Origin of the sequence: Pseudocitrobacter sp. 73 (assembly GCF_008369545.1) — a bacterium.
Taxonomy (GTDB): domain Bacteria; phylum Pseudomonadota; class Gammaproteobacteria; order Enterobacterales; family Enterobacteriaceae; genus Pseudocitrobacter; species Pseudocitrobacter vendiensis.
In genome coordinates this window covers 222,541-241,125 of the sequence record NZ_VTZO01000010.1, presented here as the reverse complement: position 1 = coordinate 241,125, position 18,585 = coordinate 222,541, and the positions used below count along the sequence as shown (strand labels likewise).

Here is an 18,585-nt window from a genome sequence, read left to right as displayed (position 1 = left end):
CCTCTCCCTGCGGGAGAGGGTTAGGGTGAGGGGGGCCTTACCGCTCGTCCCGACGTCCACCGACCGCTGCCCACCAGCGACGCACGTGAACCGTCACTTCTTCACGGTCATGGTACAACTGACGCGCCTGAATCTCTGCATTGATGCCATGTTCTTGCAGCGCTTGCTCAATGTGGGCAAGGTTTGACGATACTTCTTCATAGCGCTTTTTCATTGGCAGCTTGAGGTTAAAGATAGTCTCGCGACACCAGCCATTTACCAGCCACTGCGCCATCAGCGCGGCGACTTTCGCCGGTTTCTCGACCATGTCGCACACCATCCACGAGATGTTATTGCGACTCGGGCGATAACGGAAACCATCTTCACGCAGCCAGGTCACCTGCCCGGTATCCATCAGGCTTTGTGCCATCGGGCCGTTATCGACCGAGGAAACCCACATGTTGCGTTTCACCAGCTGATAGGTCCAGCCGCCAGGGCACGCCCCGAGGTCAACCGCGTACATGCCATTTGCGAGACGCTCGTCCCACTCATCGGCGGGAATAAAGACGTGGAACGCCTCTTCCAGCTTCAGGGTTGAACGGCTTGGCGCATCGGATGGGAACTTGAGACGCGGAATACCCATATAGAACGGGGAATTATTGGTGCTGTAGGAATAACCGGTGTAGCAGCAACCCGGTGCGATAAAGAACACATGCACCACCGGGCGCTTCGGCGTGTCGTATTTAGCTAATACACCAGCCTCACGCAGTGCCGAACGCAGCGGTACGGTGAACTTACGGCAGAACTTCATCAGCTCTTTACTTTCGTTGGTGTCGGCCACTTCCACACGCAGATCGCCGCCTTTCTCGACCACGCCCTGCAACATACCGACAACCGGCGTAATGCGATCTTCCGGCGGCAAATCTTTGAGTAGCTCACCGACAACAAACATCTGACGGGCGAAAATCAGTGAGCTAAACGGCAGCTCACGGGCCAGTTTATCGGCCTCGCCTTCCTGATAACACTCAAAAATCACATAGCCCGAGTTATCTTTTACTCGTGCAAAACCAAAGACTTCGCGGCGTGCGGCCTTATCAGTAATTTCCGCAGCACACTCTTTCTCAAACCCAGGGCGGCAATAGAGCACAACCTTATTCATGAACAACACCCTTACGTTTAAGGCGAATAGCACCGACCAACATCAGTGCCCAACCCGCGAGGAAGCTTACGCCGCCCACCGGGGTAACAAACGCCCACAGGCGTAAATGAGAGAGCGCCAGGCAGTAAAGGCTGCCGCTGAATAACACGGTTCCTAATGCCAGGAAGACGCTGCTCCAGTAGAACCAGATGCTGATGCGACGCTGCATCGCAACAGATAAGCCGAGGATCGCCAGCGTATGGAACGCCTGGTACTCGAGGCCGGTCTGGATCCAGCCCATCTCAACAACACCCAGAGATTTGCTTAACACGTGCGCGCCAAATGCGCCCAGTGCAACAAAGATAAAGCCGCTAATGGCGGCGAAAATCAGCATAAAACGGCTGGTCATGCGATTACCCTACATTCATTTATTGTTCGTAGCGAAAGCGGAATGTCTCTTGTTCATTGGCCGCTTTCGCCAGTATCCATTGCCGGAAGGCAGCTATTTTACCCAGTTCAGCCTGACTGTCATGACAAACCAGATAAAAAGCATTTTTACTGACCAGGACATCATTAAACGGGCAGACCAGGCGGCCTGCTTCTATTTCCGACTGTGCCATGACGTTATTCGCCAGCGCAACGCCTTGTCCATGAATGGCAGCCTGCAGCACCATCGCGCTATGGCTGAAGATCGGTCCCTGCTGAACGTTGATGTGGTTAAGCCCCAACTGACGAGTGTAGGTTTGCCAGTCGCGACGCGATGCATCGTGTAATAACGTGTGCTTCGCGAGATCTGCCGGCGTTTTAAGCGCTTTATCACCCGTCAGCAGTAACGGTGAGCAAACCGGCAGCAGGTATTCTGCGTACAATTTTTCGACACGCAGCCCCGGCCAGTTACCGCGACCATAGAAAATAGCCACGTCAACATCGTCAGCCAGCTTGTCTTCCTGACGGTCAACAGCCTGGATTCTGACGTCGATTCCCGGATAAGCTGAGTTAAAGCTTGTAAGACGAGGCACCAACCACTGAATGGCAAAACTGGGCAATAAACTGACCGTCAACGCCCCTTTTGCACTTCGTGCCTGTAGTTTACGCGTAGCCTCGGTTAATTGCGAAAAGATCTCTTTGATGTCGAGGAAATAGCTCTGCCCCTCTTCCGTGAGCAACAGCGAACGATTGCGACGTCGGAACAGCTTCAGCCCCAAAAAATCCTCAAGTGACTTGATTTGGTGGCTTACTGCGGCCTGTGTCACAAAAAGCTCATCGGCGGCGCGAGTAAAACTTAAATGGCGGGCTGCTGCATCAAATACACGTAATGCATTCAGAGGTGGCAATCGCTTCGACATGGTCCCAGAACCCGAATGTTAATAGGATTTAACAAATAGGAAACAACGTTTAACCTATTAGTTTTTTTTATCTGAGCCATTATAAATTGTCCGTTGAGCTTCTACCAGCAAATACCTATAGTGGCGGCACTTCCTGAGCCGGAACGAGAAGCTTTTTTCGGAATGCGTGTTCTGATGGGCTTTTGGCTTACGGTTGTGATGTTGTGTTGTTGTGTTTGCAATTGGTCTGCGATTCAGACCACGGTAGCAACGCTACCCTTTTTCACTTCCTGTACATTTACCCTGTCTGTCCATAGTGATTAATGTAGCACCGCCCAATTGCGGTGCTTTTTTTTGCCTGTAAACAGGCATTAGTCTTCCAGGGCAACCATCTCCTTCACATCGGTACGGTTAATCTGCTGCTTATTACCGTTGGCATCTTTGTAAGAAATCATCCCGGTTTCGTCATCCGTTTTCGGCTTACCATCAGAGACGATACTACGGCCATCATTCGTGTGCATGACGTAGTTCGGGGAAGAACAGGCGCCCAGGGCAAAGGTCATTACACAAGCTGAAATAATTGCGGCAGTCTTTTTCATCTTCTACTCCTTTAAGCGATTTATGCCAGATAGTTCATTTTCCGTAACAGGCAAAAACATTTGCCTAACATTATTTAGCATATGTCACTGGTCAGATTTCGCCAGCATATCCAGATTATTCTGGTGGTTAGTACAAACCTTGTCACCGGGTCCGTTTTACGCCACGATCGTATAACTGAACCGAGGAATAACATGAACGCTTTTAACCCCGCACAGTTTCGCGCCCAGTTCCCTGCACTGGCAGACGCAGGTGTCTATCTCGACAGTGCCGCCACGGCCCTTAAGCCGCAGGCCGTCATTGAAGCCACGCAGCACTTCTATTCGCTCAGCGCAGGCAACGTCCACCGCAGCCAGTTTTCAGAGGCGCAAAAGCTGACCGCGCGTTATGAAGCGGCGCGAGAAAAGGTTGCCACGCGGCTGAACGCGCCCTCCGGTAAAAATATCGTCTGGACGCGCGGTACGACAGAAGCCATCAACATGGTGGCACAGTGTTATGCACGGCCTCGATTACAGGCAGGTGACGAGATAATCGTCAGCGAAGCAGAACACCACGCCAACCTGGTACCGTGGCTGATGGTTGCGCAGCAGACCGGGGCGAAAATCGTTAAGCTCCCACTGGGAAGCGATCGTCTGCCCGATCTCAGCCTTTTGCCTTCGCTTATTACACCGCGCAGTAAGCTTCTGGCGCTGGGGCAAATGTCCAACGTGACCGGCGGCTGTCCGGATTTAGCTCGCGCCATTACCCTTGCTCATCAGGCAAATATGGTTGTGATGGTCGACGGAGCCCAGGGCGCAGTACATTGCCCGGCGGATGTGCAACTTCTTGATATCGATTTCTACGCTTTTTCAGGGCATAAACTGTATGGCCCGACCGGCATCGGCGCGCTGTACGGCAAAAGCGACCTTCTCGACGATATGTCGCCATGGCTTGGCGGCGGCAAGATGATCAGTGAAGTCACCTTCGACGGATTTACCACGCAACCGGTACCTTATCGCCTTGAAGCAGGTACGCCAAACGTCGCGGGGGTCATTGGCCTGAGCGCCGCACTGGAGTGGCTTGCAGATATCGATATCGTGCAGGCAGAAAACTGGAGCCGTGGGCTGGCAACGCTTGCGGAAGACGAACTGGCAAAGCGACCGGGGTTCCGTTCCTTCCGCTGCCAGGATTCCAGCCTGCTGGCCTTCGATTTTAACGGGGTTCACCACAGCGATATGGTTACGCTGCTGGCAGAGTACGGTATCTCCCTGCGCGCCGGGCAGCACTGCGCACAGCCGCTGCTGGCCGCACTCGGCGTAAGCGGCACGCTGCGAGCTTCCTTTGCGCCCTATAATACACAGGATGACGTTTACGCGCTGGTCAACGCTGTTGATCGGGCGCTCGAATTACTGGTGGATTAATGACAGCTTCCCTACTCGCCGGACATCCGTTCGGCACAACCGTGACCCCCGACTCGCTGCGCCAGCTTTTTGCCCCATTGCAGCAGTGGGAAGAGAAATACCGACAGGTGATTCTGCTGGGCAAGCAGCTTCCGGCACTCAGTGACGATCTCAAAGCACAGGCACAGGAAATCCCCGGCTGTGAAAATCGCGTCTGGCTGGGCTATCGTGTTGCGCCGGATGGCGCAATGCATTTCTTTGGTGACAGTGAAGGCAGAATTGTGCGCGGATTGCTGGCGGTCTTGCTGACAGCGGTAGAAGGACGTAGCGCGAGTGACTTAGCAACAGCAGACCCGCTGGCGTTGTTTGATGAACTGGGGCTGCGTGGTCAGTTGAGCGCCTCACGCACGCAGGGCCTCGCGGCCCTGAGTGAGGCGGTTACGCACGCTGCACGTCAGGCGCTTGCCTGACGCTCCGCTTTCGCCATCATTTTTTTCAACGCATGGGATACCGCAACAAAGCCAAAGGTTGCGGTGACCATCGTCGCCGCGCCAAATCCCGAGGCGCAGTCCATTCGTTTTGGCCCTTCTGCCGTGCTTTTCATCGCACACACTGAGCCATCAGATTGCGGATAAACCAGCGCTTCGGTGGAAAATACGCAGTCCACACCCAGCTTGCCTTTACTGTTTTTCACCACGTTGAACTCACTCTTCAGCCGCTCACGCAGTTTAGCTGCCAGCGGATCCTGAATCGTTTTCGCCAGATCGGTCACCTGAATCTGCGTTGGATCGATTTGCCCGCCCGCCCCGCCGGTGGTCACCAGCGGTACTTTATAACGGCGACAGTAAGCAATCAGCGCCGCTTTAGGTCGAACGCTATCGATGGCATCAATCACGTAGTCATAGCCTGCGCTCATATACTGTTCGACGTTTTCCGGGGTAACGAAATCATCTATCACCGTGACGCGGCATTCCGGGTTGATCTGGCGAATACGCTCGGCCATCACTTCCGCCTTAGCCTGCCCGACATTGCCAGTCAGCGCATGAAGCTGACGGTTGGTGTTGGTCACACAGACGTCGTCCATATCGATAAGCGTGATTGCGCCAATACCGGTACGCGCCAGCGCTTCTGCCGCCCAGCAGCCAACGCCGCCGATCCCCACCACGCAAACTTGCGCGCCCGCAAAGAGCTGCAACGCTTGTTCACCGTACAACCGCGCCGTGCCGCCAAAACGCTGGCGCCAGGCGTCACTGATGACAACTGACATAGAACCTCGGAGTTGAAAAACATAAAGAGCGGAGTAAGGATTCACCCTCACCCCGGCCCTCTCCCTGAGGGAGAGGGAGAAAAGCGAGCACAATCGGTTCCCTCTCCCTCAGGGAGAGGGTTAGGGTGAGGGTGTCTGCATCAGCCGCTAAACACATTCCCCGCGCCTGGCGCGGTTTTCAGCACCCACACACGGCCATAGTGATTATACCAGCCTGCGCGGTGTCCGGCATCCGGGCCAATTCCCTGATAGATATCAAAGTGTTGGCCTTTAATCGCCCCGCCCACATCCAGCGCAACCATCAGACGCAGCTCGTACTGACCGTTAAACTTGCCGTTGTTGTCCAGCAGCGGCACTTCCGCCAGCAGCGTGGTGCCTGCCGGAACGATGCTACGGTCCGATGCCACAGACGCGCGACCAATCAGCGGCACCGCGCTTGCCCCTTTCACTGGCGCAAACGATTGAGGTTTAAAGAAGACGAACGACGGGTTCTGTTCCAGCAACTCACGCACTTCGGCTTCGCTATGTTTTTCGCCCCACTCACGGATAGCCTGCATCGACATATCTTCGCGTTTTACTTCCCCACGATCGATCAGCACTTTACCAATGCTGCGATACGGCCAGCCGTTTTTGCCGGAGTAGCTAAAGAAGTTGAGCGGCGAACCGTCGCCAAAATCGATATAGCCGCTACCCTGCACATCCATAATGAAGTTATCCATCAGCGAGTTGCTGTAGGCCAGGATGTAACTGTCGCTCAGGCCACCGGCATAAATGCTGGCGCGCGACGGCAGTTTTCCGCGCTTCGGCGGCATACGGTAAATCGGATACTGGAACTCACCCTGACGGGTATGGCGCGCCTGAATCACCGGCGTGTAGTAACCGGTAAACTGGACGTTACCGTAGTTATCGGCACCTTCCATTTGCCAGGCGTCGAGGCCGAACTGACGCATGTTGCGCGTATCGCCTCCGGCACGTAGCCACTGCTGTACGGCGTTATACACGTTGCTCTGGTTGCCGTACAGGCGCGGCGACGCGCTGCGAATTTGATTAATCTGTTCTGCAAAATCACCGGCGTTGATTGGCGCGCCGACGGCTTCAGGTTGATTGACCAGTGAGAAAGGCTGGGTAAATTTCCCGTCTTTATACTGTTGACCGCGATCGGTCGGTTTGGAAGAACAGGCTGCCAGCATCGCCAGCATTGCGCCCGTCACCACATACTTTGCCCAACGTCCTTTCATGGTATCTCGTCTTCTACGTAAATCGTGAATGCCCGAAGAAGATAACAAACCGCCAGGCCTATTGAAACGTGATAACGTCCCCTGAACGCAATTTCGTACAAAAAACAAACCGAACTGACGCTTTTTAACGCGTTTTCGGAAAAAATAACCATTTAAATCAAAAAATAGTTGCATCAGAAAGCGAGCAGAGTATAGTGCGCATCCACGGACGCGGGGTGGAGCAGCCTGGTAGCTCGTCGGGCTCATAACCCGAAGGTCGTCGGTTCAAATCCGGCCCCCGCAACCAACAAAATCAAGCACCCATTTGGGTGTTTTTTTTTGCCTGTCATTTAGCCCAGCCATAAAAAAGAGCGCCGCAGCGCCCTCTTCCTGTGCTTTATCGCCTCGCCAGCGTCGCGCCATCGGCAAAATAGGCTTTTATCCCCGCCAGAATCGACTCCGCAACTTCCTGCTGGAACACTGCCGTCTTAAGTTTTCTCTCCTCTTCAACGTTACTGATGAACGCTGTTTCGACGAGGATCGACGGGATATCCGGTGCTTTCAGCACGGCAAAGCCTGCCTGCTCAACCTGATTCTTATGCAGCTTATTCACCTTGCCCATATGTTTAAGCACCGCTTTGCCGAATTTCAGGCTATCGGCGATGGTCAGCGACTGCACCATGTCAAACATGGTGTGGTCGACGTAGCGATCGCCGCTTTTACTCACCCCACCAATTAAGTCGGCGGCGTTCTGGGTTTGCGCGAGGTATTTCGCGGCGGTACTGGTTGCGCCTTTGGTTGAGAGCGCAAAAACCGATGATCCGCTCGGCTGACGGCTGGTGAAAGCATCGGCGTGAATCGAGACAAACAGATCTGCGCGCTGCTTCTGAGCTTTTGCCACACGCACCTTCAGCGGAATAAAGATATCTTCATTTCGCGTCATGTAGACCTTCATGTTGCCTTCTTTCTCTATAAGAGAGCGCAGGCGTCGGGCAATTTGCAGCACGACATCTTTTTCACGTGTTTTATATTTACCCACCGCGCCGGAGTCTTCCCCACCGTGCCCCGGATCGAGCATGATAACGATAGGACGATCGCGCCCGGCCTTGCCCGGTTGCGGCCCACTCTGCGCAGGCGGCACCTGCTTATCGAGATCGCCACGGTTGTAATCTTCCAGCAGCGCCAGCAGCGGATCCTGCACATCCTGCGCATTCGCCGGGTACAGGTCCATGACCAGACGCTCTTTAAATCCGGCAACCGGCGCCAGCGCAAACAGCTGCGGCGTGACGTTCTGCTTGAGTTCGAACACCATCCGCACGGTTTGCGGATCGAACTGCCCGACACGTGCGGATTTAATAAAAGGATCGTCAGCACGGATTTGCGCCGTCATGCCTTTCAACACCGAGTTCAGATTCACGCCTTCAAGGTCGACGACAAGACGTTCCGGGTTGCTCAGCGCAAACTGTCGGTATTTCAGTTCCCGATTCGACTCAACCGTCACACGCGTATAGCTGGACGCAGGCCAGACGCGCACGGCCACCACCTGGCTTGTAGCAGCCATACCTACCTGACTGACGCTTAATAACCACATGGCGCCCGCCCCTTTTAACAAGCGGCGGCGGCTAAATGACTGACTTCCCGACATGCTTCTCCCGAGCCAATAATGTTTACTTTGGTATTACGCATAATAAGTTTGACCAAAAACTTTAACCAAAGGCGCATAAACTGTCATCTATAAAAGGGTAAACATTCTTTTGCTAAGCCCTTTTTCAGAATTCATTTTACCCTTTCGCGGAAAATTCGCGCTTGCACTCACGGCCAAAACAGAATAAAAATACATTTATTGCGAATAAAAATGCACTGAGAGGTCATGCCGTGGTGAAGGAACGTAAAACCGAACTGGTCGAAGGGTTTCGTCATTCAGTTCCCTATATCAATGCCCATCGGGGAAAAACGTTTGTCATCATGCTGGGCGGAGAAGCCATCGAACATGACAATTTCTCCAGCATTGTCAATGACATTGGCCTGTTGCATAGCCTGGGCATTCGCCTGGTGCTGGTCTATGGTGCGCGTCCGCAAATCGATGCCAATCTTGAAGCGCATCATCATGAGCCTCTCTACCATAAACAAATTCGCGTGACCGACGCGAAAAGTCTGGAACTGGTTAAACAGGCAGCGGGGTTGTTACAGCTCGATATCACAGCGCGTTTATCCATGAGCCTCAACAACACACCGTTGCAGGGTGCGCATATCAACGTGGTTAGCGGTAACTTTATCATTGCCCAGCCGCTGGGCGTTGATGATGGCGTCGATTACTGCCACAGCGGGCGCATTCGTCGTATCGATGAAGAAGCAATTCATCGTCAGCTCGACAGCGGCGCAATCGTTCTGATGGGGCCGGTCGCCGTTTCCGTCACCGGCGAAAGCTTCAACCTGACATCTGAAGAGATTGCCACGCAGTTGGCTATCAAACTGAAAGCGGAAAAGATGATTGGCTTCTGCTCTTCTCAGGGGGTTTTTGATCGGGAGGGTAACATCGTACCAGAGCTGTTCCCTAACGAAGCTCAGGCCCGCGTTGAGGAGCTTGAGCAAGAAGGCGATTACTTATCTGGCACCGTGCGTTTCCTGCGCGGAGCGGTCAAAGCCTGCCGCAGCGGCGTGCGCCGTAGCCACTTAATCAGCTATCAGGAAGATGGCGCGCTGTTACAGGAACTGTTCTCCCGCGACGGTATTGGTACTCAAATTGTCATGGAGAGCGCCGAGCAGATCCGCCGCGCCACCATCAACGATATTGGCGGCATCCTCGATCTCATCCATCCGCTGGAACAGCAGGGTATCCTGGTGCGCCGCTCCCGCGAACAACTGGAGATGGAGATCGACAAATTCACCATTATTCAGCGCGATAACACCACCATCGCCTGTGCGGCGCTCTATCCGTTCCCGGAAGAGAAAATCGGCGAGATGGCCTGCGTGGCGGTACATCCGGATTATCAAAGTTCATCGCGCGGGGAAGTGCTGTTGCAGCGTATCTCTACGCAGGCAAAGCAGATGGGGCTGAGCAAACTGTTTGTGCTGACCACCCGCAGCATTCACTGGTTCCAGGAACGTGGGTTCCAGCCGGTGGACGTTGAGCTGCTGCCGGAAAGCAAAAAGCAGATGTATAACTACCAGCGACGCTCAAAAGTACTGATGGCGGATTTGGGGTGACGTTTTACGCCGGATGGGGCAAACGCTTATCCGGCCTACAAGACTTCACGATGTAGGTCGGATAAGCGTTAGCGCCATCCGACAACCCCATTAATTCTCGGCGAAAATCGCCGCCAGCCCGCTGCGTCGCTCGGTTCTGGCGACGATCGCCTGACCTAACAACGCAGCATCGGCATACATCGACAAACGTGATTTCGCACGCGTAATCGCCGTATACACCAGCTCCCGCGTCACAATCGGCACAGGCTGCGTTGGCAAGACCAGCGCGGCATGGTCAAATTCAGAGCCCTGCGATTTATGCACCGTCATCGCCCAGGCCGTATCGTGCTCTGGCAAACGACTCGGCTGCACCGATTTAATGGTTCCGTCCGGCATCGGGAACCAGACGCGCAACCCCTGTCCACGATCGAGCGCCACGCCAATGTCACCGTTAAACAGCCCCAGCGCACTGTCGTTTCGGGCGATCATCACCGGACGCCCTTCATACCAGCGAGAATGCCGCTGCGGCGCAATCATGCGATGGCGCACCAGCGACAGTTCAAGCTGCTGATTCAGTCCGCTAACGCCCCACGGCCCTTCGCGCAGCGCGCACAAGAGTTGATACTCACCAAAAGCCTGCAAAATTTCAGCCGGCTCGGCCTGCTGGCGCAGGCATTGCAGATAACGCCCATAGCCCGCGCGCGCATCGTCGAGCATCGTTTCATACTCGTCGCTGGTGCGCAGGGATTTCAGTTCAATATCCGTAAAGCCGCGTGCAAAGACCTCACGCACGGCCGCGCGATCGCCCTGATTCACCGCGCGTGCCAGTTGCCCAATTCCGGAATCACTGCCGAAGCGATAGCTGGTACGCAGCAGACAGAGGCTATCACGCAATGCGCCAGCCGTCTCACCTTCTCCTGCCGGCACCGTCGTGCCCGTCAGGCGGCTAAGCTGCAGCGCACGTTCTGGTGTATAGCCGCTGTTAACCCACGCGCAGATATCGCCCAGTACCGCGCCGGCTTCCACCGATGCTAACTGGTCGCGGTCACCAAGGAAAATCACCCGCCCGTGACGCGGCAGCGCGTCAATCAAGCGCGCCATCATCGGCAGGTCAATCATTGACGCTTCGTCCACCACCAGCACATCCAGATGCAGCGGGTTTCCGCCATGATATCGCATGCGCTGGCTGCCCGGCTGCGCGCCTAACAGACGATGCAGCGTACTGGCATCGGTTGGCAGCATCGCTTTCTGACTTTCGCTCAGCGGCAATTTGCGCAGCGCAGCGCCCAGCGATTCAGTGAGTCGCGCCGCGGCTTTTCCGGTCGGCGCGGCCAGGCGAATACGGCATTTATTTTCACCCGCAATGCGCACCAGCGCCGCCAGCAGTTTTGCGACGGTGGTGGTTTTCCCGGTGCCAGGCCCGCCTGAGATCACCGAAATACGTCGGGTAAGCGCGACGGCGGCAGCGACTTTTTGCCAGTCGATGGTGTCGGATGGCGGGAAAAGATCGGCGAGCGTCTCGGCAATTAGCGACTCATTAATATTCTCAGCAAGTTGCGCATCGCGGAAGAAACGCGCCACGCTACGTTCATTGCACCACATGCGGTTCAGGTAAAGACGGTCCCCGCAGAGAATCAGCGGCGTCGGGCGCTCACCCTGGCTCACCGCCTGCGAGGCCAATAGCAGAGCCGCCCAGTCGTCGGGTATTTCGACCGCGTCCAGCAACTGCGACCACAAGACGTTTGCCCGACCATTCAGCGTCGGCGCGTGCTGCAAATGGCTGAGCGGCAGGCAAACGTGCCCCTCACCAGCGTCGCGGCTCAAAAGAGCTGCCGCCAGCATCACGGCGGGATGCTCATTGCGGGCGATTGTCAGCGCAAACTGCACATCCAGCGGGCGCAGCAGCTTTAGCTCTGCGGCTTCAATCAGTAAATTTTCCAGGCTCACGATGCCATCTCCTGCGTCTGCCCGGCAAACAGGGCGTCCATTGCATCAATCAGTTCCCGTTGAGGACGAGTGCTGAAAATCCCCTGCTGACCCGGCTCACCGTCCACGCCGCGCAGGAAGAGATAAATCACGCCGCCAAAATGTTGCTCATAATCATAATCGGCCAGGCGGTGACGCAAATAGCGGTGCAGCGCCAGCGTATAGAGCTGGTACTGTAAATCGTAGCGGTGCGACTGCATCGCCTGCGCCATCGCCTGCTGGGTGTAGGCATCGCTGTTCGCGCCCAGCCAGTTCGATTTATAGTCAAGCAGGTAGTAGCGCCCGTTGTGGCGGAAGACCAGGTCGATAAAGCCCTTCAGCATCCCGCGCACCTGACGGAAATCAAGGGGCGGACAGCCCGCCGAAAGCGAGTCGTATTGGCGCACCACGGCATCCAGCGCCACCGGATCGAGCGGCTTTTCAATAGGAAGATAGAACTCCATCTCCACCTGTTTTTGCCGTGCATCCAGTTGATTCAGCGCCATACCATCTGGCGTAAGCGGCGTTGCCAGCACCTGAGAAATCCAGCGCGTCAGCACCGGTTCCCAGTGCGCTTCAAAGCCATTAATCAGCAGTTTTTCGCGCATCCATTCGGCAGCAACCGGCTGCGTAAAATCGAGATCTTCAAACAGGCTGTGCAGGAAAGTGCCCGGCGATGCGCCGCGCGGGAAGTGATGCGGCGTGAGCGCCTCCTCTTCCATCGCCTCCCCTACGCCTGCGGCGTCGATATCCAGACGCGGCAGCAGATCCTGCGCCATGCTATGGCCGCGCTGTTGCAGGCCGGAGTAGCTGGTAACGCGCCAGTCATCGACCATCCGGCGCATAACCTGACGCGCCGTCAGTTCAGGCACCTCTGGCTGTAACGCCTGCCAGCGGGTGTCGTCGGGTTCGCTGGCAATCGTCAGCGCAATATGTTCATCACACAGCGCGCGCAGTGCGGCTTCCAGCCCGGCGGCGTCAAGCTGCTCGCCTTTTTGCAACAGGCGGCCCGGTGCACTGTGGTGGATATCGGTTTCGGTCGCTTTGTCGCTGCGCCGCGAAGTGAGCGGTGCCATGCCAAGACTACAGTGCCAAACGGCGCGGGTTAGCGCCACGTAGAGCAGGCGCAAATCTTCCGCCAGCCGTTCCGCTTCTGCCAGTTCCAGGCTCTCTTCGCCCTGCTGGAGATCCAGCACCGCCGAGAAGGATTCACGATCGTGGTAAAACGCCTGATCCTGTTTGCGGAAACGGGCAATAAACGGCAGCCAGACCAGCGGATACTCCAGCCCTTTCGATTTGTGGATGGTGACGATTTGCACCAGGTGCTTGTCACTTTCCAGACGCATCTGTTGATTCGAGGCGTTGGTGTTGGGCTCGGCGATTTGTTGATTTAGCCAGCGCACCAGCGCGTGCTCACTCTCAAGCTGAGTCGCCGCTTCCTGCAACAGTTCGCTTAAATGCAGAATGTCGGTTAATCGGCGCTCGCCGCCGTGGGTCGCCAGCAGGTTTTCGGCAATGTTTCGCGCGCTCATCAGAGCGCGGAGCATCGGCATCACGCCGCGCTTTTGCCAGATATCGCGGTACTGGCTGAACTCTTCCACCAGCGCATCCCAGGCATTTTCATCCTGATTCAGGCGCTCGATATCCTGCGCGTTCAGGCCAAACATCGCCGTCGCCAGCGCGCTGCGCAACGTGGTTTCACGCTCAGGGCTTAATGCCGCCTGCAGTACCCAAAGCAGCTCCTGAGCTTCCGGCGTTTCAAACACGCTGTCACGGTTGGAGAGATAAACCGAAGGGATCGCCAGCGCATTGAGCGCATCGCGAATCAATGATGCTTCCAGGCGATTACGCACCAGCACCGTGATGTCGGACGCCTGTACCGGACGGGCTTTTTCACCGCGCCATAGCAGCGCCGTGCCCCGTTGCCCGCCGGTCAGCCAGTCACGAATTTGCGCCGCGCACTGGCGTGCCATAAAGGCCTGATAATCGCCCGCGCCAACGCCCTGCCCTGGCATCAGGCAGACGTTCATCGCCGGTTGCGTTTCGCCATTAATTTCAAATTTCAGCGACTGGTTTTTCGCGGCGGATTTTACCGGCAAAAATGGGATGTCGCGGAACATGAAGGGGTTATCAACCGTGGTGAAAAGCTTGTTGATGCTTGCTACCACGCCCGGCGCGGAACGCCAGTTGGTGTCCAGCGTATAGTGCGCCGCCACGTCGCTGCGCGCGCGCATATAGGTAAAAATATCCGCACCGCGAAACGCGTAAATCGCCTGTTTCGGGTCGCCAATCAGCAGCAGCGCTGTCTCTGGTTGCTGTCGCCAGATACGGCGGAAAATACGGTACTGCTGAGGGTCGGTATCCTGGAATTCATCAATCATTGCCACCGGAAAACGCTGACGAATCGCCGCGGCCAGCGCGTCGCCGCTTTCGCTTTGCAGCGCGGTGTCCAGACGGCTAAGCATGTCGTCAAAACCCAGTTCGCCGCGGCGGCGTTTCTCCTGCGCCACCGCATCACGAATTTCTACCATCGCCTGAGTGATCACCAGGTCGTTCAGGCTGAGCGGCGCGGCAAGCAGTGCCTCAATGGCACTGAACAGCGGATGCGTCGGCACCTCACCGCCTGCTTTGGTACGTTCGACTAAAAAGGCCTGTGAGAACTTTTCCAGCGCATCCGGAAACTGATACCCCCGGGTTTCCTCGCTCGCCCAGGCGCTGACCTTATCAATCCATTTGCCCTGGTTGCCACGATTAAATTTGCGCCGGTCAATACCGGAGTTTTCCAGCACATCATTCAGTTCACCGACAGCCGCAAGCCACTGGTTTTTAACCGCATCAATGTGGGCGACGATTTTTTCATGCCGCGATTCCAGTGTCTCGCTGTCGTCCGGCGGGCGCTTGATAGTTGGCGCTTCGCCCTGTAAGTATCGGTCAATGGACTTCAGGAGATCCTGCGGCCCTTTCCAGGTGTCAAAAATCACCTGCGCGATTTCGCGCTTCAACGGGTAGCAGTGACGTCGCCAGAAATCGGCACAGGCCTGGTAGCGAAGCTGAGATTCATCTTCAATGAGCTGTTGTTCAAACAGCATGCCTGACTCAAAAGCGTTGAGGCTAAGCATGCGCTGACAGAAGCCGTGAATGGTAAAGACCGCCGCATCGTCCATCTGCCGCTCGGCCAGCAGCAGCACTTCTGCCGCCTGCTGTTTATCGGCGATTTCATTCAGCAGCCTGGCGTACAGGGGGTCAACGGTGGTTTCAGATTCATCGGGGTTATAGCGCAGACAAGCAATACGCAGCTCATGAATGTTGCTGCGGATACGCCCGCGAAGCTCTTCTGTCGCCGCTTCGGTGAAGGTCACAACCAGCAGTTCTTCGACGTTGACGGGCCGGGGGAAAGCGGCGCTTTCGCCCAGGCCTAATAAGAGCCGCAGATAGAGTGCGGCGATGGTGAAGGTTTTTCCGGTGCCCGCAGAGGCTTCAATCAGACGCTCGCCATAAAGGGGCAAGCGCAGGGGATCAAGGGACTCGGCGGTATCGGTCATTCGTTCTCTCGTCTCAACGGTAAGGTTTGCTGCAATTCACTGATGCTTTGCCATACTTTCCAGCCTTCAGGATGCGCATAGTCCTGTTTTCCGTTATCACTCCCGGAAACCTGCGACAGTACGGTCATACCCTGCGGCTCAACCACCGTTTGATGGAAGAAGTCGGCAACCTTAAGCGGCGTCAGTAACTTAATCTGGGCCACTACTTTATCACGTGAATCGAACGCCATATTACCCCTGTCGAAATCTTTACTGAGCTGTGATGCTTCTTCGCTCAGGGTTTGCGGGGCCTGCAGCATTTGTGCAATCACGGCCTGCTGAATTTGGGCAAACTCTTGGGGTTTCATGGCACGCAGCTTCGCTTCCGCCGTTGGGAAGAACGCTTTAAAACGCTCCCACAGGAAGGCCGGTTGCTTGTCGCTGCTCTGCAGCAGGAAGCCCATACCCCACTGACGACCCACGTTCATCGAGAAGGCAAATACCGCGTAACCCAACTGCTCTTCCGTGCGCAACTGCGTGTAGAACCACGGTTGAACAATTTGCGCCAGGACGGCACTGGTCGCGGAGGTGCTGGCCTCATCGGCATTCATCGGTGCGAAAACGGCCGCCAGAGCGGAGTCCGTACTCGGGCCCGCTTTTTCAAAAATCGCCGACTGTTTTTTATCAATCAGCACATCTTTGTTACGACACCATTCGGTCCCTTTTGCGCCAAGCTGCGTCTGGATATTGTGTGCCAGCGTGCTGGAGGCCTCTTTGCTCAGGTTACCAATCACCATAAATTCCGGGCGGGCGTTGGTTTTCAGGCGTTCGCGATAAGCCATCACTTCTTGCAATGTAATGGACGGCAACAATGCGCGACGCTCTTCACGCTGGAAGTACGGGACCTGAGAAAGCATCTGCACCGGCATAATCGCCTGTTCGTAGGCTTTGCCTTTATCGGCGGAATCCATCATCTGCGCGTACCAGGATTTCGCCTGAGCCAGTTGTTCTTCCGTAGTCTGATAGCTGAAATAGCCCTGCAACAGCGCATCAAACAGCTGAGGCAAACGCTGGGTATACCCGTTAGCGTTCAGCATCAGGCCATTATTTGCGCCGGTTGAGAAGCTGATGCCGCCTACCGCCGCCTGATTGCTGAGCTGGTCCAGCGAGATACCTGCCAGATAATCATTGAACGCAAACATTACCTGATTGCGGGCACTATCCATCGCTTTCGGATTACGCAGAATCAGCGTGACATCGGCCTTCGGTTCGCTGGCAAAGTAGTGGCTCGGCATATACACCAGACGCAGCGTCGGCTCATCAATGACAAGTTCGGGGTGCGTATAGCTTTTTTCCGGCTTAATCAGGGTGAAATCATCCGGGATATAGGGATTCAGTTCCGGCAGCTTCAGCGAGATCGTTTCGGCTTTTTGCTTCCACTCGCTAAACGTCTTTGCGCTGATTTTGTCGACCTGATACGGCGCATTCACGAAGTAAGCCGTTTTGTTATGCGGCTCTTTCTCGCTGATATACCAGACGCGCGCATTCTGCGGCGTCATCATCGCCAGACGCGCTTTTACCGCCTGTGCATCAAACTGGTCGGCGATATTCACCGCATCCAGCGTATGCTGGACCGGCACGCGGATCATGGTATCCGCCAGCCATTCGACATAGCCCATATCGCGGTTGATTGACGGATAACGGAAGTCGAGATCCAGCACGTGGGCCAGCTCATCGAAGTAACGTTTATCGATGCCTTTTTCACGTAACAAATTGAGATAGCTAAAGATAGCGGCGACAACCTCATCGCGATGCGCGAGGCCCTTATCGGTTAAGGTCGCGGAAATCGCCAGCACGCCGCTGTTGCCGTTCACCACCGGGTCAGAGTCGGCGCGAATGCCTTCCACCAGCCCCTTATTTTGCAGCCAGTCGGACAACGTACCCGGGCTACGGTTGCCAATCATGTAGGTAACCAGCTCATCGGTTTTACTGCGGAACTGGGGGGTGTTGTTGTCGATGCGAAATTCCACGCGCAGCACTTTACGCGGCAGCGCCGGGACGTAGTGAATCAATACGCCCTTTTGCGCGTCGGTCACCACGGGCACATCAATTTGCGGCACGGTAATGGATTTGTTGGGCACGCGACCATAGGTTTGCGCCGCCATCTGCGCCAGCTCCGGCAGCGGTTTATTGCTGTAGATAACCGCTTTCATCAGGTTGGCAGAGTAGTATTGATCGCGAAAGGCGAGCAGCGCCTGGTGCACCGGGCTGCCGGGCTTGTCGCTCAGCGTTTCAAGGTTACCGCCGGAGAAGCGTGAACCGGGGTGTGCCGGGTTAATGGTTTCGGCGCTCACCTGCGCCATGCGCATGCCGTCGCGCGAGCGGGCCATGGTCAGCTCGGCGTTCACCGCATTGCGTTCACGCTCAACATATTTTTTATCGAGTTTAGGTGATGCGATCGCGTCGGCAAGACGGTCAACCGCGCCCTGCAACGCATCGTTTTCAACTTCCAGATAAAAAGCCGTGCGGTAAGGCGCGGTACTGGCGTTGTGGCTGCCACCGTGCATTTTCAGATATTCAGCGAGGCTGTCAGGCTGCGGATACATTTTCGAGCCCATCAGCGTCATATGTTCGAGGAAGTGCGCAAGGCCCGGGTGAGATTCGGGATCCTGCAATGAGCCTACAGGCACAACCAGTGCCGACAGGGATTTCACCGCCTGAGGATCGGAAACCAGCAGTACCACCATGCCGTTATCGAGCTTGATAGCCTGATAGTGACGAGGATCTTTTTCACTTTTGCGGATGGTCTCCTGTATGGGTTGCCATCCTGTGTCTGCCTGACTAATAGGTGCCCAAAGGGCGGTAATCAAAACAACAACACTCAACCAGATACTACGGGGCATTCACGGACCTCATCATTAACAAACCGGCGGCTGAACATGTCAGCCGGTGTATCGTATGCGCATCAGTCCGTGACTTCTTGCGCATAGTAAACGAAGGGTTTTAATTGC

At 55.6% G+C, this 18,585-nt stretch carries 13 protein-coding genes and 1 tRNA gene; 4 read left to right on the top strand and 10 right to left on the bottom strand.

Annotation, left to right across the window (positions count from 1 at the left end):
• Positions 1-37: 37 nt before the first annotated feature.
• From rlmM to F0Q32_RS12850, 4 genes are all read right to left on the bottom strand, one after another.
• Complete coding sequence (gene rlmM, locus F0Q32_RS12865) at positions 38-1,138, bottom strand: 23S rRNA (cytidine(2498)-2'-O)-methyltransferase RlmM (protein WP_149463381.1); 1,101 nt, start codon at positions 1,136-1,138, stop codon at positions 38-40.
• On the bottom strand, positions 1,131-1,526 hold the full coding sequence (locus tag F0Q32_RS12860; RefSeq protein ID WP_108477165.1) for a DUF423 domain-containing protein: 396 nt from the start codon (positions 1,524-1,526) through the stop codon (positions 1,131-1,133). Before F0Q32_RS12860 ends, rlmM begins: the two co-directional genes overlap by 8 nt.
• A gap of 19 nt (positions 1,527-1,545) precedes the next feature.
• Positions 1,546-2,463, bottom strand: coding sequence for a glycine cleavage system transcriptional regulator GcvA (gcvA, locus tag F0Q32_RS12855; RefSeq protein ID WP_015963219.1), 918 nt, complete (start codon positions 2,461-2,463; stop codon positions 1,546-1,548).
• Between the two features lie 350 nt (positions 2,464-2,813).
• Positions 2,814-3,041, bottom strand: coding sequence for a YgdI/YgdR family lipoprotein (locus F0Q32_RS12850; RefSeq protein ID WP_015963218.1), 228 nt, complete (start codon positions 3,039-3,041; stop codon positions 2,814-2,816).
• Between the two features lie 192 nt (positions 3,042-3,233).
• On the opposite strand from F0Q32_RS12850, the gene csdA reads away from it, so the two are divergent.
• Positions 3,234-4,439, top strand: a complete 1,206-nt coding sequence (csdA, locus tag F0Q32_RS12845; RefSeq protein WP_149463380.1) for a cysteine desulfurase CsdA — start codon at positions 3,234-3,236, stop codon at positions 4,437-4,439.
• Positions 4,439-4,888: a cysteine desulfurase sulfur acceptor subunit CsdE gene (csdE, locus tag F0Q32_RS12840; protein WP_149463379.1), complete on the top strand. Its 450-nt coding sequence runs from the start codon at positions 4,439-4,441 to the stop codon at positions 4,886-4,888. Before csdA ends, csdE begins: the two co-directional genes overlap by 1 nt.
• Here csdE and tcdA read toward each other — a convergent pair.
• The gene (gene tcdA / locus F0Q32_RS12835; protein ID WP_149463378.1) at positions 4,873-5,685 is read right to left on the bottom strand and encodes a tRNA cyclic N6-threonylcarbamoyladenosine(37) synthase TcdA; all 813 of its coding nucleotides are present in this window, start codon (positions 5,683-5,685) and stop codon (positions 4,873-4,875) included. The genes csdE and tcdA overlap by 16 nt on opposite strands.
• Before the next feature lie 140 nt (positions 5,686-5,825).
• Positions 5,826-6,923 (bottom strand): murein transglycosylase A, encoded by a 1,098-nt coding sequence (mltA, locus tag F0Q32_RS12830; protein WP_149463377.1) that lies wholly within the window; start codon positions 6,921-6,923, stop codon positions 5,826-5,828.
• Between the two features lie 209 nt (positions 6,924-7,132).
• Here mltA and F0Q32_RS12825 point away from each other — a divergent pair.
• A tRNA-Met gene (locus F0Q32_RS12825) sits at positions 7,133-7,209 on the top strand.
• Between the two features lie 90 nt (positions 7,210-7,299).
• Here the strand turns inward: F0Q32_RS12825 and amiC are convergent.
• A complete protein-coding gene (amiC, locus tag F0Q32_RS12820; RefSeq protein ID WP_149463376.1) occupies positions 7,300-8,547 on the bottom strand; it encodes an N-acetylmuramoyl-L-alanine amidase AmiC in 1,248 nt (415 codons plus the stop codon).
• Positions 8,548-8,777: 230 nt separating this feature from the next.
• On the opposite strand from amiC, the gene argA reads away from it, so the two are divergent.
• Positions 8,778-10,109 carry an amino-acid N-acetyltransferase gene (argA, locus tag F0Q32_RS12815; protein ID WP_149463375.1) on the top strand — a complete coding sequence of 444 codons (1,332 nt, stop codon included), beginning with the start codon at positions 8,778-8,780 and terminating at the stop codon, positions 10,107-10,109.
• A gap of 90 nt (positions 10,110-10,199) precedes the next feature.
• Here argA and recD read toward each other — a convergent pair whose 3' ends face one another.
• Genes recD through ptrA form a run of 3 tightly spaced genes read right to left on the bottom strand, consistent with a single transcriptional unit; the run spans position 10,200 to position 18,477 of the window.
• A complete protein-coding gene (recD, locus tag F0Q32_RS12810) occupies positions 10,200-12,035 on the bottom strand; it encodes an exodeoxyribonuclease V subunit alpha (protein WP_149463374.1) in 1,836 nt (611 codons plus the stop codon).
• Positions 12,032-15,595: an exodeoxyribonuclease V subunit beta gene (gene recB, locus F0Q32_RS12805; RefSeq protein ID WP_149463373.1), complete on the bottom strand. Its 3,564-nt coding sequence runs from the start codon at positions 15,593-15,595 to the stop codon at positions 12,032-12,034. The genes recD and recB overlap by 4 nt, the downstream gene beginning before the upstream one ends.
• Complete coding sequence (ptrA, locus tag F0Q32_RS12800) at positions 15,592-18,477, bottom strand: pitrilysin (protein WP_149463372.1); 2,886 nt, start codon at positions 18,475-18,477, stop codon at positions 15,592-15,594. Before ptrA ends, recB begins: the two co-directional genes overlap by 4 nt.
• Between the last annotated feature and the right edge of the window lie 108 nt (positions 18,478-18,585).

Excerpts from the sequence above, each read along its gene's own strand:
- rlmM (WP_149463381.1), bottom strand. The coding sequence starts at position 1,138 with ATGAATAAGGTTGTGCTCTATTGCCGCCCTGGGTTTGAGAAAGAGTGT.
- F0Q32_RS12860 (WP_108477165.1), bottom strand. The coding sequence starts at position 1,526 with ATGACCAGCCGTTTTATGCTGATTTTCGCCGCCATTAGCGGCTTTATC.
- gcvA (WP_015963219.1), bottom strand. The coding sequence starts at position 2,463 with ATGTCGAAGCGATTGCCACCTCTGAATGCATTACGTGTATTTGATGCA.
- F0Q32_RS12850 (WP_015963218.1), bottom strand. The coding sequence starts at position 3,041 with ATGAAAAAGACTGCCGCAATTATTTCAGCTTGTGTAATGACCTTTGCC.
- csdA (WP_149463380.1), top strand. The coding sequence starts at position 3,234 with ATGAACGCTTTTAACCCCGCACAGTTTCGCGCCCAGTTCCCTGCACTG.
- csdE (WP_149463379.1), top strand. The coding sequence starts at position 4,439 with ATGACAGCTTCCCTACTCGCCGGACATCCGTTCGGCACAACCGTGACC.
- tcdA (WP_149463378.1), bottom strand. The coding sequence starts at position 5,685 with ATGTCAGTTGTCATCAGTGACGCCTGGCGCCAGCGTTTTGGCGGCACG.
- mltA (WP_149463377.1), bottom strand. The coding sequence starts at position 6,923 with ATGAAAGGACGTTGGGCAAAGTATGTGGTGACGGGCGCAATGCTGGCG.
- amiC (WP_149463376.1), bottom strand. The coding sequence starts at position 8,547 with ATGTCGGGAAGTCAGTCATTTAGCCGCCGCCGCTTGTTAAAAGGGGCG.
- recB (WP_149463373.1), bottom strand. The coding sequence starts at position 15,595 with ATGACCGATACCGCCGAGTCCCTTGATCCCCTGCGCTTGCCCCTTTAT.
- ptrA (WP_149463372.1), bottom strand. The coding sequence starts at position 18,477 with ATGCCCCGTAGTATCTGGTTGAGTGTTGTTGTTTTGATTACCGCCCTT.